The 13,087-nt window shown below is 68.7% G+C and carries 13 protein-coding genes; 5 read left to right on the top strand and 8 right to left on the bottom strand.

The window, feature by feature from the left end; translation table 11 throughout:
* From betT to LRM18_RS19715, 4 genes are all read right to left on the bottom strand, one after another.
* On the bottom strand, positions 1-1,921 hold a 1,921-nt coding region (gene betT, locus LRM18_RS19730; RefSeq protein ID WP_270955331.1), incomplete at its 3' end, for a choline BCCT transporter BetT.
* 193 nt (positions 1,922-2,114) lie between these two features.
* The gene (locus LRM18_RS19725) at positions 2,115-2,495 is read right to left on the bottom strand and encodes a VOC family protein (protein ID WP_057493250.1); all 381 of its coding nucleotides are present in this window, start codon (positions 2,493-2,495) and stop codon (positions 2,115-2,117) included.
* A 109-nt stretch (positions 2,496-2,604) separates the two neighbouring features.
* Positions 2,605-2,928, bottom strand: a complete 324-nt coding sequence (locus tag LRM18_RS19720) for a multidrug efflux SMR transporter (RefSeq protein WP_053462985.1) — start codon at positions 2,926-2,928, stop codon at positions 2,605-2,607.
* Positions 2,928-3,281 (bottom strand): SMR family transporter, encoded by a 354-nt coding sequence (locus LRM18_RS19715; protein ID WP_130767966.1) that lies wholly within the window; start codon positions 3,279-3,281, stop codon positions 2,928-2,930. Before LRM18_RS19715 ends, LRM18_RS19720 begins: the two co-directional genes overlap by 1 nt.
* A gap of 159 nt (positions 3,282-3,440) precedes the next feature.
* On the opposite strand from LRM18_RS19715, the gene LRM18_RS19710 reads away from it, so the two are divergent.
* Positions 3,441-4,292 carry a LysR family transcriptional regulator gene (locus tag LRM18_RS19710; RefSeq protein ID WP_270955330.1) on the top strand — a complete coding sequence of 284 codons (852 nt, stop codon included), beginning with the start codon at positions 3,441-3,443 and terminating at the stop codon, positions 4,290-4,292.
* Between the two features lie 313 nt (positions 4,293-4,605).
* Here the strand turns inward: LRM18_RS19710 and LRM18_RS19705 are convergent, their stop codons facing one another.
* Positions 4,606-5,526: a M14 family metallocarboxypeptidase gene (locus tag LRM18_RS19705; RefSeq protein WP_270955329.1), complete on the bottom strand. Its 921-nt coding sequence runs from the start codon at positions 5,524-5,526 to the stop codon at positions 4,606-4,608.
* Between the two features lie 131 nt (positions 5,527-5,657).
* Here LRM18_RS19705 and LRM18_RS19700 point away from each other — a divergent pair, with 131 nt between their 5' ends.
* From LRM18_RS19700 to LRM18_RS19690, 3 genes are all read left to right on the top strand, one after another.
* Positions 5,658-7,739, top strand: a complete 2,082-nt coding sequence (locus tag LRM18_RS19700; protein ID WP_270955328.1) for a TonB-dependent siderophore receptor — start codon at positions 5,658-5,660, stop codon at positions 7,737-7,739.
* Between the two features lie 62 nt (positions 7,740-7,801).
* A complete protein-coding gene (locus tag LRM18_RS19695; protein WP_053463223.1) occupies positions 7,802-9,574 on the top strand; it encodes a chloride channel protein in 1,773 nt (590 codons plus the stop codon).
* A gap of 115 nt (positions 9,575-9,689) precedes the next feature.
* Positions 9,690-10,406 (top strand): MgtC/SapB family protein, encoded by a 717-nt coding sequence (locus LRM18_RS19690; RefSeq protein WP_049464505.1) that lies wholly within the window; start codon positions 9,690-9,692, stop codon positions 10,404-10,406.
* Between the two features lies 1 nt (position 10,407).
* Here the strand turns inward: LRM18_RS19690 and LRM18_RS19685 are convergent, their stop codons facing one another.
* Positions 10,408-10,812 carry a MerR family transcriptional regulator gene (locus LRM18_RS19685; RefSeq protein ID WP_270955327.1) on the bottom strand — a complete coding sequence of 135 codons (405 nt, stop codon included), beginning with the start codon at positions 10,810-10,812 and terminating at the stop codon, positions 10,408-10,410.
* Positions 10,813-10,875: 63 nt separating this feature from the next.
* On the opposite strand from LRM18_RS19685, the gene LRM18_RS19680 reads away from it, so the two are divergent.
* Positions 10,876-11,703 (top strand): class I SAM-dependent methyltransferase, encoded by an 828-nt coding sequence (locus LRM18_RS19680; RefSeq protein WP_270955326.1) that lies wholly within the window; start codon positions 10,876-10,878, stop codon positions 11,701-11,703.
* A gap of 86 nt (positions 11,704-11,789) precedes the next feature.
* Here LRM18_RS19680 and LRM18_RS19675 read toward each other — a convergent pair whose 3' ends face one another.
* Both LRM18_RS19675 and LRM18_RS19670 read right to left on the bottom strand, forming a co-directional pair.
* Positions 11,790-12,080 carry a hypothetical protein gene (locus LRM18_RS19675; RefSeq protein WP_014037513.1) on the bottom strand — a complete coding sequence of 97 codons (291 nt, stop codon included), beginning with the start codon at positions 12,078-12,080 and terminating at the stop codon, positions 11,790-11,792.
* 121 nt (positions 12,081-12,201) lie between these two features.
* Positions 12,202-13,044, bottom strand: coding sequence for an OmpA family protein (locus LRM18_RS19670; RefSeq protein WP_270955325.1), 843 nt, complete (start codon positions 13,042-13,044; stop codon positions 12,202-12,204).
* Positions 13,045-13,087 lie beyond the last annotated feature (43 nt).

The raw sequence follows: 13,087 nt of genomic DNA, 5'->3' as shown, positions 1-13,087 counted from the left end.
TGATCTGCTTGCGGCTGTAGCCGACCAGGTCATAGTCCTGGCTGCCTTCGAACAGGTGCACTTCAGCGCGGTAGTAGCGCTGGTTGCGTAGCTGCTGGGCGGCGAACGACGGGGTCAGGTAGCCGCTCAGGATCACCCGGTACAGGAAATCCTGCTGCTCGCCGTGGTTCACCGTCAGCTCCATGTCGCCGGCCTCGAAGCGGGTGGCCACGTCCCAGCCCTGCCCGCGCAGCTGTTCGGCCACCGCCTCCATGGCCGGCTTCACCGTGTCGTCCATGAAGCGGTAGACCTGGTCGCGCACCGGGAAGTGCATGGCCTGGCTCAGGCGCTGGCGCCAGCCCTGGTGGTGGCGGTCGTCGCCGATCAGCGGCGAGGGCCGGTACTGCAGCGCGCGCTTGCGGTGCGATTCATCACTGAAGGCGCGGGTCAGGCCCCACATCATCAGCAGCAGCACCGCCGAGAACGGCAGCGACGCCAGTACCACCGCGGATTTGAGCGCGTCGATGCTGCCGGCCAGCAGCAGCCCGGCGGTCAGCACGGCGATCACCGTGCCCCAGAACACGCGCAGCCAACGCGGGCCATCGTCCTCCGGTGCGCCGCCGTGCGAGGACAGCGTGGACAACACCACCGCCCCCGAGTCGGCCGAGGTCACGAAGAAGATGAAGCTGACCAGCACCGTCACCGCGATCACCGTGCGGCTCCACGGGTAGCTGTCCAGCAGTGCATACAGCACGGTCGGCGGATCATCCACCGCCAGCTGTGCCAGCTGCTGCTGGCCGTGGTGCAGGACCTGGTCCAGCGCGCTGTTGCCGAAGATCGACAGCCAGGCCAGGGTGAAGCCCAGCGGGATGAGCAGCACGCCGAACACGAATTCGCGGATGGTGCGGCCACGCGAGATGCGCGCGATGAACAGGCCGACGAACGGCGCCCAGCCGATCCACCAGGCCCAGTAGAACACTGTCCAGCCGCCCAGCCATTCCGGCCGGCCACCGTAGGCGTACACGTCGAAGCTCTTGCCGACCACGCTGCCCAGATAGTCGCCCAGATTCTGCATCAGCGTGCTCAGCAGGTACTGGGTAGGGCCGGCGCACAGCATGAACAGCACCAGCGCGATCGCCAGCAGCATGTTGATGTTGGCCATCCAGCGCACGCCCTTCTCCACGCCTGATACCGCCACGGCCACCGCCGCGCCCATCATGCTGACCACCAGGATGATCTGCACCAGGTTGGAGTGCTGGATGTTGAACAGGTGCGACAGGCCCGCATTGAGGTGCAGCACGCCGAAGCCCATGTCGGCGCCGATGCCGAACACGGTGGCGACGATGCCCAGCGCGTCCACGGTATAGCCGATCGGGCCGTTGATGCGCTTGCCGATCAGCGGATAGAGCGCCGAGCGCAGTGCCAGCGGCAGGTTGTGGCGGTAGGCGAAGTAGGCCATCGCCATTGCTGCGAGCGCGAACACGCCCCAGCCGTGCAGGCCCCAGTGCAGGAACAGCAGCTGCATGGCCTGGCGCGCGCCGGCCTCGCCCGCCGCCGGGTCGCCCTGCGGCGGCTGCAGGTAATGGGTCAGCGGTTCGGATACGCAGAAGAAGAACAGGGTGATGCTGATGCCAGCGGCGAACAGCATGCCGGCCCACGAGAGATAGCTGAACTCCGGCTCGTCATGGTCGGCGCCGAGCTTGATGCCACCGTACTTGGACAGCGCCACGCCGACCACGAACACCAGGTACAGGGTCATCGCGAGCAGGTAGTACCAGCCGACATTCAGGGCGGCCCAGTCCTGGGCCTGCAGCAGCAGGCGGCCCGCACCGAGCGGATACAGGCTGACAAACAGCGCGAACGCCACGACAACGATCGCCGCGAAGGCGAACACAGGCCGAAGGGTGCGCACCGGGGATTGTTGCGGCTCCAGTACATCCATGGGGCGGCGTTCTCCGGTAGATCAAAGGGTTAGCCGACCAATTCTGGCTGAACCGCAGTGGACGGCGCATGAAGTCGCGGGCTGCCTGCATCAGCCAGCCCCGCATTTCCGTGCTATCACGCGCGCGCCGGCACGCTTGTTTCGGGTTTGAACGCACGCGCCGGAACAGACCCGGACCGCGCGCGCCATCCCATCACGACAGGGCGTGCACTGCACACAGCTTGTTGCCATCCGGATCGCGCAGGTAGGCCAGGAACAGCTGGCGACCGGCCATGGTGCGGACGCCGGCCGGGTCTTCAATGGCGGTGCCGCCGTGGGCCACGCCCGCATCCTGCCAACCACGCACGGCCTCGGCACTGCCAAGGCTGAAGCCGATGGTGCCACCGTTGGCACGACACGCCGGTTGCCCGTCGATCGGCGCGGTCACGCCGAACATCCGCCCATCCTTGAAGTACAGCAGCCGGCCCTTCTCGTCGAACACGCCCGGGCGTGCCCCCATCGCGGCGAACAGGGCGTCGTAGAAGCGGCGCGCGGCATCCATGTCGTTCGTTCCGACGGTGATGTGGCTGAACATGCGGGCACTCCATGTGGAAAACCGCAGTGTCGATGAGCGCAGGTGACTTCGCAAATCGCGCACCGGTGCCGCCATGCTCGCGAGCCGCCACGCGCGAAAAGACCCGATGCTACTTGGCGGTGCTGAGCAGCAGCACCGCCGCAGTGACCAGGGCGATGCCAACCCAGCCGATCGGGCGCAGGCGGTTGCCGAACAACAGGCGGCCGCAGCTGGCCGTACCGATCACGCCGATCGCACCCCACAGCGCATACGCAGTGGCCAGGTCCATGTAGCGCACGGCCTGGCCGAGCAGGGCGAAGGCGATCCAGACCAGGACGATCGCAGCGACGCCCCAGCGCCAGCGGCGGAAGCCCTCCGACTTGGCCACCATCATGTTGGCGGCGACGTCGATCAGCGCCGAACAGATCACGAAAAACAGGGCCAGGGTATTCATCAGTGCGCCTCCCCAAGGGTGACGCAGACGATGCCAACCACCGCCAGCACCAGGCCGGCCAGCTGCTGCAGCGACAGGCTCTCGCCGAAGACGGTGAGGCCGACCACGGTCAGCAGGGTCAGGCCGAGGCCTTCCCACACCGCGTACGCCACGCCCACCGCGATGCGGCGCACCGACTGCGCCAGGAAGAAATAGGACAGCGCCAGCGCGCCGGCCATGATCAGATAACCGGCCCAGCCCCCATCGCGGGCGGCGTGGGCCATGAACGAGGTGCCGACCACCTCGGCGACGATCGCCACGGTCAGGCAGGCCCAGGCGACCAGTGCGCCACGGGCGGGAACGGTACGGGACATGTGAAACTCCTTGCAGGGCGGCATCGCGCACCGCCTTCAGTAGATCCACGCCGTGCGTGGATGATCTCGAGCGCCGTGCAGACAGCGTCGATGGAGATCAGTATCATCGTCTTTTACGGTGGTATCAAAATGGATTCCATCGACTGGAGCGATGGATCAATGCCCTACTCCCCAGAATCCCTGCAGGCCTTCGTGGAAGCCGCCGCGCTGGGCTCGTTCTCGGCTGCGGCGCGACGGCTGCGCAAGACCCAGTCCACGGTCAGCACCGCCATCGCCCACCTGGAGGCCGACCTGGGCGTGAACCTGTTCGACCGCAGCGGGCGCTACCCGCAGCTGACCGAAGCCGGGCGCCAGGTGCTGGGTCATGCGCAGGAGATCCTGGCTGCCGATGCGCGCCTGCAGCAGCTGAGCGTGCGCCTGGCCGCACCGGTCGAGTCGCGCCTGACCGTGGTGTTTTCCGATGTCTACCAGCTCGATCCAGAGCAGCGGATCCTGCAGCGCTTCGCCGAGGCGTTCCCGGAGATCGAACTGGAATGGCTGGATGCCGAGGGTGAGGACGTGCTGGAACTGGTCGGCAGTGGTCGCGCCGGGCTGGGCCTGCTGCCCAGGCAGGAGCGCTATCCCGATGGACTGGTGGCGCGACCGCTGGCCCACCACAGCGAACTGTCGGTGTACGTGGCGCGCGACCATCCGCTGGCCAACGCCGGGCGCCGTGCCGCCGCACAGCTGGCGCGGCATCGGCAGGTGCGCCTGAGCGCGGAAGTCGATCCTTCCCGCGTGGTCACCGGCCTGGCCTGGACCGCCACCGACTACCTGATGGTGATGGAGATGGCCGAGGACGGCATTGGCTGGGCCGAACTGCCGCGGGCGCTGGTGCAGCGCTATGACCGCGGGCGCCTGGTGGAACTGGTGCTGCCCGGCTGGCCGCGGCGCATCCACAGCGACCTGCTGTGGCGCCGCGACACCCCGCCGGGACCGGCCGCCCTATGGTGGGCCGACGCATTGGGGTGAGGTAGTGCCGGCCGCTGGCCGGCAATCCGGTCTCGCGTGGTTGCCGGCCAGCGGCCGGCACTACCGGTCAGCGATGGGCGAGCGCGTAACCCAGCGCCGCGGCACGCCGCCGGAACCGGCCGCCCTAGGGTGGGCCGAGGCATTGGGGTGAGGTAGTGCCGGCCGCTGGCCGGCAATCGGGTCTCCCGTGGTTGCCGGCCAGCGATGGGCGGGCGCCTTATCCAGCGCAGCGACACACCGCCGGAACCGGCCGCCCCAGGGTGGGCCGACGCATTGGGGTGAGGTCGTGCCGGCCGCTGGCCGGCAATCCCGGTCAGCGATGGGCGAGCGCGTAATCCAGCGCCGCGCACACCGCCGCCACCTGTGCGTCGTTGCACTGCTGCGGGGTCGCCCGTGGGCTGTCCGGGTAGACCTCGGTGGTGGTGGTGAACTTCGCACCGGTGATGCCCGCGCACAGTCCGAGCTTCACCAGCGGATACTCGATCACGCCGTGGGCGATCACCGGCGAACCGATGATCTCGCCTTTGTCATCGGCCGGGGCGATATGGGTGACCTTCTCCACGGCGGCGATGACCGCCTGCTGGAAGGCCGGCTGCGGGTTCTCGCTGTCATCCACCAGGTAGAAGCCATCGGGGATCAGGCCCGGCTCGAACGGCTTGCCGTCACGTGCGGCCAGCGCCGGGCGGAACTCGCTCTCGTCGCTGTCGGTGGTCTCGTGCAGGTCGATGTGCAGCACGAACTGGCCCTTGTACGGCGCGATCAGGTCGATGACCGCAGTTGATTCGCGCGCCGGGCCATCGTTACGGAAGTTGCGGTTCGGGTCGATCGCATCGAAGTTCCAGCGGTTGATGCGCTCAAAGCCCCACGGATTCACGCACGGCGCCACCAGCAGGTTGGCCTTGCCGGCATAGTCGGCAGCGTGCTTTTCGAGGAACTCCAGCGCGCCCATCACGCCGCTGGTCTCGTAGCCGTGCACGCCACCGGTGATCAGGGCGCCCGGCAGCGCCGGGTTCCAGTCGCGGCTGCGCAGGGCGAACAGCGTATAGGTCTCGCCAGCGTAGTCGAGCTGGCCGTAGGCCACCTTGTCGAAGCGCGAGGCCAGCGCGTCGATGCGCGGCAGCACCTCCTCGTCATAGCGACGCAGGCGCTGCTGGCGGCCCCGCCACGCCTCCCGTTCCGCTGCGCCCCACGGCTGGCCAGGGGTTCCGACGGGGTAGAAGGCGGCTTGGGACATGGCAGATCTCGGCGGTCAGGAAAGCAGTCGCGCACTTTACCACCGGGGCATCGGCCTGACCCGGCAGCGCATTCCCTTGCACAACGGAATCGGCAATAATTCTCATTTACGACCTTCCGCAACCCGAACCGATGCCCTTCCACGCCCTGCAACCGGCCCGCCTGCCGCTGGCCGCCGCCCTCGCCCTGTGCCTGTTCCCGGCTGCTGCCGCCTTCGCGCAGGACAGCGCCACCACGCTGGACAGCATCCAGGTCTCCGGCAGCTGGCTGGGCACCGGCCTGCACGACAGCGTCAAGCGCTTCGCTGGCGCACGCACGGTGGTCGACCGCCAGCGCATCGAGGCCAGCGGCGCGTCCAGCATCGGCGACGCCATGCGACGCATCCCCGGCGTGCAGGTCACCGACAACTCCGGCACGGCCGGCAGTTCGGTGTCGCTGAACATCGGCGTGCGCGGCCTGACCGGGCGCTACTCGCCACGCTCGACCGTGCTGCTGGATGGCGTGCCGCTGGCGGTGGCGCCCTATGGCCAACCACAGCTGTCGTTCGCACCGACCAGCCTGTCCAACATCGACTCGATCGACGTCGTACGTGGCGGCGGCGCGGTGCGCTACGGCCCGCAGAACGTGGGCGGCATCATCAACTTCAGCACCCGCGCCATTCCGACCGACGCGGGCCTGCACGGCGAAGCCGGCGCGCGCTACACCGCCCATGACCATGGCGGCGGTGACAGCACCCAGTACAACGTCTTCCTCGGCGGCACCGGTGACAACGGCCTGGGTGCGGCCCTGCTGTACTCCGGCCAGGATGGGCGTGGCTGGCGCCAGGGCAGCGATGACCGCTTCAACGATCTCGCACTGAAGTTCGCTTACGCGATCGACGAACAGCAGGAGCTGCGCGCCAAGCTCTCCTACTACGACGTGCGTTCACTGACCCCGGGCGGCCTGACCCGTGCGCAGTACGAGGCCGACCCGTTCCAGAACACCCGACCCACCGATTTCTGGAAGGGCCACCGCACCGGCATCGACCTGGGCTACACCAACACGCTGTCGGCCAACAGCGAGTTCGAGGTGCTGGCCTATTACAACGAAAGCAGCCGCGCCAGCTCGTTGATCAACGCCGCCAACACCCAGCTGACCGTGCAGCCGCGTGACTACCGCGTGCTCGGCATCGAGCCGCGCTACACCCAGCGCCTGCACTGGGGTGCCAGCGTGCACGACATCACCGCCGGCTACCGCTTCCTGCGCGAACGTGGCAACGACCGCAGCTACACCGTCACCCGCCGCACCGGCGTGGCCAGTGCCACCACCCGCTTCGACAACGCCACCGATGCCCATGCGTTCTACATCGACGACCGCATCGCGATCGGCCCGTGGCGGATCACCCCGGGCGTGCGCATGGAATGGATCGACATGGACCGTCGCCAGGCCGGCGGCGGCGCCACCTTCAGCAGCCGCAACGACAAGGCCCTGCCCTCGCTCAGCATCGCCTACCTGCTGACCCCGCAGCTGACCTTGTTCGGCAACTACACCACCTCGTTCGGGCCGGTGCAGAACATCCAGCTCAACTCGCAGACCGCCCGCAATCCGCTGAACCCGGAAGTGGCAAAGACCGCCGAGCTGGGTGCGCGCTGGCAGGACGGCGCACTGCGCGCGGAGGTGACCGTGTTCAAGATGCGCTTCGACAACCAGATCCTGCAGGTGCCGGGCATCACCCCACCGACCTTCCAGAACATCGGCGCCACCGACCACAAGGGCGTGGAGAGCGCGCTGGAGTACCACTTCGCCGAGGACAGTGCGCTGGCCGGGCTGGAGCTGTACGCCAACTACACCTGGACCCAGGCGATCCAGCAGTCCGGTGACAACCGTGGCCTGGACGTGCCGTTCTACGCGCGCGACACCGACAGTGTCGGCGCCCGCTACGCGCTGGCCGGCTGGACCTTCAATGTCTCCAGCACCCACCAGAGCGGCCAGTTCTCCGATGCGGCCAACACCTGGGACGAAAGCGCCGATGCGCGTGTGGGCCGCGTGCCGGGCGTGCGCCTGTGGAACGCGCAGGTGGCCTGGCAGGTGCCGGGCCTGGGCGACAGCGAGATCGCACTGGGCGTGAACAACCTGGCCGACACGCGCTGGTACACCCGCAACGTTGATGGCAACGCCGGCCGCATGGTGGCCGCGCCGCGCACCTTCTACGTGCAGGGCCGCTACCGCTTCTGACGCGGTAACCGCCCGATGCGGTGACGGTGGCGATCACGGTGGCGGCGTATGATGCCGCCACCATGTCGCTGCCTGTTTCGCCATCGCGCCTGCATCTGGCCTTCCAGGGCCTGCGGCTGCGGCTGCGCGGCAGCGACCTGTGGTTCATCGCGCTGGCCCTGGTGGTCGGACTGATCGCCGGCTACCTGACCCTGCTGCAGTCCGGCATTGCGCGCTGGCTGCAGGGCACCCTGTACGGGCTGGACGACGGCATGCGCCTGAGCTCCCTGCCCGCGCTGACCTGGACCGCATTGCTGGTGCTGCCGCTGGGTGGCCTGCTGGTCGGGCTTGTCAGCCTGGCGGCGGCACGGCTCAAGCGCCCGCTGCTCGACGCGGTGGAAGCCAATGCCCTGCATGGCGGCCGCATGTCGATGCGCGACAACCTGATCGTGCTGACCCAGACCCTGCTGTCCAATGGCTGCGGCGCCTCGGTCGGGCTGGAGGCGTCGTACACCCAGATGGGCGCCGGCAGCGGCTCGCAGCTGGGCCGGGTGATGCGCCTGCGCCGCAACGATGTGCGCATCCTGGTCGGCGCCGGGGCCGCCGGTGCGATCGCCGCCGCCTTCGGTGCCCCCTTGGCCGGTGCGTTCTATGCCTTCGAGATCGTCATCGGTGCGTATACCCCGGCCGCATTGGCGCCGGTGGCGGTGGCCGCACTGGCCGGCGCGTTCGTGGCCGACCAGGCGGGCATCGAGGCCTACCTGCTGCCTGCCGCCTCAACCATCGACGTGCGTGCAGCGGACTATGCCATCTACGGCCTGCTCGGCTGCTGTTGTGCGATGGTCGGCATCCTGGTGATGCGCTTGATCGCCTCGATCGAAGGCACGGTCAAGCGCAGCCCGCTGCCGCTGTGGGGACGGCCGGTGGTCGGCGGCCTGCTGCTGATCCCGCTGGCCCTGGCCAGCCCGCAGGTGCTGTCGTCCGGCCATGGCGCGCTGCACCTGGACCTGACCACGCAGCTGCCGCTGATCTGGATCGGCGGGCTGCTGGCCCTGAAATGCCTGGCCTCGGGCATCTCGCTGGGCTTCGGCTTCCGTGGCGGCCTGTTCTTCGCCTCGCTGTTCATGGGCACCCTGGTCGGCGCGCTGTTCGCCGGCCTGCTGGCGCTGGCCACCGGCGTGCCGGTGATCGACGCCACCTCCGCCGCGCTCGCCGGCATGGCCGCGCTGGCGGCGGCCGTGGTCGGTGCGCCGATGACCATGGCCATGCTGGTACTGGAAGGCACCCACGACTTCCTGCTGACCAGCGTGGTGATGAGCGCGGTGCTGGTGTCCAGCACGCTGGTCCGGCAGTGGTTCGGCTATTCGTTCTCGACCTGGCGCATGCACCTGCGCGGAGAGACCATCAAGAGCGCCCGCGACGTGGGGTGGGTGCAGAACCTCAGCGCCGGCCGGCTGATGCGCAAGGGCGTGGCCACCGCTCCGGCCGATCTCGACGCCGCCGCGTTCCGCCAGCGCTTCCCGCTGGGCTCAGGCAGCCGCGTGGTCCTGATCGACAGCGAGGGCCACTACGCTGGCATCGTGCAGATCCCGCGCGTCTACGGCGATGGCGTGAAGCCGGAAACCGCGATCGGCGAGCTGGCCGAGAACCGGGAGGTGTCGCTGTCGCCGGCAGCGGACGTCGTGAGCGTGATGCAGCGCTTCGACCAGACCCAGGCCGACGAACTGGCCGTGGTCGCCGCCGACGGCCAGGTACTGGGCGTCGTCTCCGAAGCTTTCGTGCGCAAGCGCTACGCCGAGGAGCTGGACAAGCGCCAACGCGAACTGATGGGCGAGCGCGTCGAGGACACCGACTGACCCGCAAAAAGGGGACGGAGGGGATTAAGTCGTTTCCGGCACCCTGGCGATCGACATCCCGGATATCCACGCATGGCGTTGAGCCACTGTCACTTCGACGCGATAGACTCCGGCCATGCGCTTCATCGAGACCTTCCAGGCGGGCCCCTTCGCCGACACCGTCGTCAGCCTGCTGGCCGCCTTCGTGCTGGGCACCCTGATCGGTGCCGAGCGCCAGTACCGGCAGCGCACGGCTGGCCTGCGCACCAATGTGCTGGTCGCGGTCGGCGCCGCCGCCTTCGTCGACCTCGGCATGCGCATCGCCGGCAGTGCCGAGGCGGTACGGGTGATCTCCTACGTGGTTTCCGGCGTTGGCTTCCTGGGTGCCGGCGTGATCATGAAGGAAGGCATGAACGTGCGCGGCCTGAACACGGCCGCCACCCTGTGGTGCTCGGCGGCCGTCGGCAGCTGCACCGGCGCGGACATGCTGGCCGAGGGCGTGCTGCTGACCGTACTGATCATCGCCGGCAACACCCTGCTTCGGCCCCTGGTCAATGCGATCAACCGCATCCCGATCAACGAGGCGGCGACCGAGGCCACCTACGAGGTGCGCCTGAGCGTGGACGCCGAAGCGGTGCCGCGGGTGCGCGAGCGCCTGGTCGACGCGCTGGAGGCGGCGCAGTATCCGGTGGGCGACGTACAGCTGGTCGAGCATGCCGACGCGCCCACCGACGTGATCGCAGTGCTGGTCAGTACGGCGGTCAGCGCCGACGAGCTGGACCTGGTCCTGGCGCGGATGGAGCACGTGCCGGGCGTGCTGCATGCCACCTGGGAAGTCAGTACCCGCGATTGATTCAACCGCCCATCCGCTGCTGCACGCGCAACAGTTTCCGGAACGAACCGCACTTGCGGGCATCCTCCGCCTGCGGGCAGGCCGCCGCGCGCTGCAGGTGCCGGCGCACCCGCTGCAACCGGGTGATCTGCCGCTGCAGCACCTCGGCCTGTGCCAGCAGTGCCTCGCGGTCGAGTGAGATGCATCCCTGCGGCGACGGCAGTGATGCACCGATCTGCTGCAACGACAGCCCGGCCGCCTGGCCCAGGCCGATCAGCGCCAGCCGTTCCAGCACCTGCGCGTCGTACTGCCGGCGCAGGCCGCGGCGGCCCAGCGCCTGCAACAGCCCCAGCTGTTCGTAGTAGCGCAGGGTCGAGGCCGGCACGCCGCTGCGCTTGACCACCTCGCCGATATCCAGTTCACGCATGGGCTTGACCTCAAGTCACCTTCAAGCGCCAACCTAGGGCCAATTTCCCGGCGAGGCAAGGCCATGGCCAGTACATCCCCTGTTGATCAGAACACCCTGTGGAACGGTCCCGGCGGCCAGATATGGGTCGAACAGCAGGCCATCCTTGATGGCCTGTTCCAGCCGATGGCCGATATGCTGGCCGCCGAACTGCCGCAGGCCGTCACGCAACTGCTGGACATCGGCTGCGGCACCGGCGCCAGCCTGCTGGCCGCAGCGGCAGCGCGCCCGGCGGCGCACTGCACGGGGCTGGACATTTCCGCGCCGATGCTGGCGCTGGCCCGCCGACGCGCCGAGGCCGCCGGACGGGCGGCTGACTTCATCCTTGCCGATGCACAGCGGCATCCGCTGCCTTCCGCGCACTTCGACTGGATCCAGTCGCGGCTGGGGGTGATGTTCTTCGACAATACCGAGGCGGCCTTCGCCAACCTGCGCCGCGCGGCACGCCCCCGCGCCGGCCTGCACTTCATTGCCTGGCGCAGTGCCGAGGAGAACCCGTTCATGACCACCGCCGAGCGCGCCATCGGCGATGCGCTGGATCTGCCGCCCCGCGTGCCCGGCGCGCCGGGACAGTTCGCCTTCGCCGATGGCGAACGCGTGCAGCGCCTGCTGCAGGCGGCCGGCTGGAACGATGTGGAGGTGACTGCCGTGGACCTGCCCTGCTCGCTCGCCCGCAACGACCTGCCCACCTATGTCGGCCAACTGGGCCCGTTGGGCATGGCATTGCGGACGTTGCCGGACGAACGCGCCCATCCGCTGCTGGCCAGGGCCTTGGCGGCATTCGCACCGTTCATCGAGGGCGACCGCGTGCGCGTGGACGCCGCATGCTGGCAGGTACGCGCCCGCGCCTGATACAGGAAAAGGGGACGGAGGGGATTAAGTCGTTTCCGGCACAGCCGGGGCAAGAACGACTTAATCCCCTCCGTCCCCTTTTTCTTCTAGAGCGCCTCGCCGGCGTCGGCCAGGCGCGATTCGATCAGCGCGTACCACTGCTGCAGCACGTCGATCAGCATGTCCAGCTCGGCATCGGTGCGCTGGGCGCGGCCGCTGCGCAGGCACGCCTGCGCTTCCTGCAGCTGGGCCAGGAAACCGGCCACCGTATCGGCCTGCAGGATCAGGCCTGGCAGCCGCCGCCCGGGGATGCGCACCACGGCGTGGTTGCCGAGCTGCCCGTACACGCTGAGAGTGGCTTCCGTCTTCATGGAGAGGGGCAGGAATTGGGCATTCATCACGTGCACCGTTTGCAGACCTGAGCCGCCGGCAGGCGTGGACGACGGGGGAGACGTTGCCACGCCTGCCGACAGTCAGGGGGGACTCGGGATGCCGGGGCATTGCCCCGGCGCAGGAAATTCAACGCGGCTGCGCCATGCCGGCGATCTGCACGCGCCGGTTCGGTGCCAGGCACGCAATCAGCTCCCGCCGGTTGCGCTGCGCGCACTGCACGATCGGCTCGGCGGCACCACGTCCTTCGGCACTGATGCTGGCGGCCGGCACGCCCCCCTGCACCAGCGCGGCGCGCACCGCCTCGGCACGCCGCTGCGACAGCGCCTGGTTGTAGCTGGCGCTGCCGATGCGGTCGGTGTAGCCGGTCACCCGGATCGACTGCACCTGTGCGGCCTCGCGCACCTGCGCCAGGATGCCCTGCACCGCGCGCTGCCCTTCGGCACTGAGCACCGCGCTGTCAAAGCCGAACAGCGCGTCGGCCGACAGCCGCAGCGGTTGTTCCGGCAGCGGCGCCGGCGCCAGCGCCGGTGGTGCCGGTGGCCGCGGCGGCTCGAGTACGGCCGCGCATGATTCCGGCTTCCAGTAGCCCGCCTGCGCAATGCCCTTGCTGTCGAAGCGGACCTGGAACTGGCAGGTGAAGTACTCCGCGCCCTGTGCGGTGCGGAAATTGAACAGGTAATTCCACTCGCGTACGCCCCACATGCCTTCGTTGAAATGCGGCGTACCCAGCAGTGTGTACAGCTGCCGCTTGCTCATGCCCGGTGCGAACCGGCGCAGGTCGGCAACGTCGGGATAGATGCCTTCCTTCAGCGAGGCCTTCGAGACCTCCGGGAAGTGCACGGTGGTGGCGTCGGCCGGACCCTCGGCGGCCGGCGCATGGCTGCGGCACGCGGCCAGCAGGCCCATTCCCAAGGCCAGGCCCAGCGTTGCGGCGAACCGGCCGGCGCGGGCGATACGATGCGGTTTCATGTCATTCCCCCTGTAGACGTTTCCGCGATGCCGGGCCGCGCGT

The organism is Stenotrophomonas sp. PI_27, from assembly GCF_027854495.1.
In the GTDB taxonomy this organism is placed as follows: domain Bacteria; phylum Pseudomonadota; class Gammaproteobacteria; order Xanthomonadales; family Xanthomonadaceae; genus Stenotrophomonas; species Stenotrophomonas pavanii.
Note: the sequence above shows the minus strand (reverse complement) of the source record. Positions and strands in the feature narration are given on the sequence as shown.

Excerpts from the sequence above, each read along its gene's own strand:
- LRM18_RS19725 (WP_057493250.1), bottom strand. The coding sequence starts at position 2,495 with ATGTTCAGCCACATCACCGTCGGAACGAACGACATGGATGCCGCGCGC.
- LRM18_RS19720 (WP_053462985.1), bottom strand. The coding sequence starts at position 2,928 with ATGAATACCCTGGCCCTGTTTTTCGTGATCTGTTCGGCGCTGATCGAC.
- LRM18_RS19715 (WP_130767966.1), bottom strand. The coding sequence starts at position 3,281 with ATGTCCCGTACCGTTCCCGCCCGTGGCGCACTGGTCGCCTGGGCCTGC.
- LRM18_RS19710 (WP_270955330.1), top strand. The coding sequence starts at position 3,441 with ATGCCCTACTCCCCAGAATCCCTGCAGGCCTTCGTGGAAGCCGCCGCG.
- LRM18_RS19705 (WP_270955329.1), bottom strand. The coding sequence starts at position 5,526 with ATGTCCCAAGCCGCCTTCTACCCCGTCGGAACCCCTGGCCAGCCGTGG.
- LRM18_RS19700 (WP_270955328.1), top strand. The coding sequence starts at position 5,658 with ATGCCCTTCCACGCCCTGCAACCGGCCCGCCTGCCGCTGGCCGCCGCC.
- LRM18_RS19695 (WP_053463223.1), top strand. The coding sequence starts at position 7,802 with ATGTCGCTGCCTGTTTCGCCATCGCGCCTGCATCTGGCCTTCCAGGGC.
- LRM18_RS19690 (WP_049464505.1), top strand. The coding sequence starts at position 9,690 with ATGCGCTTCATCGAGACCTTCCAGGCGGGCCCCTTCGCCGACACCGTC.
- LRM18_RS19685 (WP_270955327.1), bottom strand. The coding sequence starts at position 10,812 with ATGCGTGAACTGGATATCGGCGAGGTGGTCAAGCGCAGCGGCGTGCCG.
- LRM18_RS19680 (WP_270955326.1), top strand. The coding sequence starts at position 10,876 with ATGGCCAGTACATCCCCTGTTGATCAGAACACCCTGTGGAACGGTCCC.
- LRM18_RS19675 (WP_014037513.1), bottom strand. The coding sequence starts at position 12,080 with ATGAATGCCCAATTCCTGCCCCTCTCCATGAAGACGGAAGCCACTCTC.
- LRM18_RS19670 (WP_270955325.1), bottom strand. The coding sequence starts at position 13,044 with ATGAAACCGCATCGTATCGCCCGCGCCGGCCGGTTCGCCGCAACGCTG.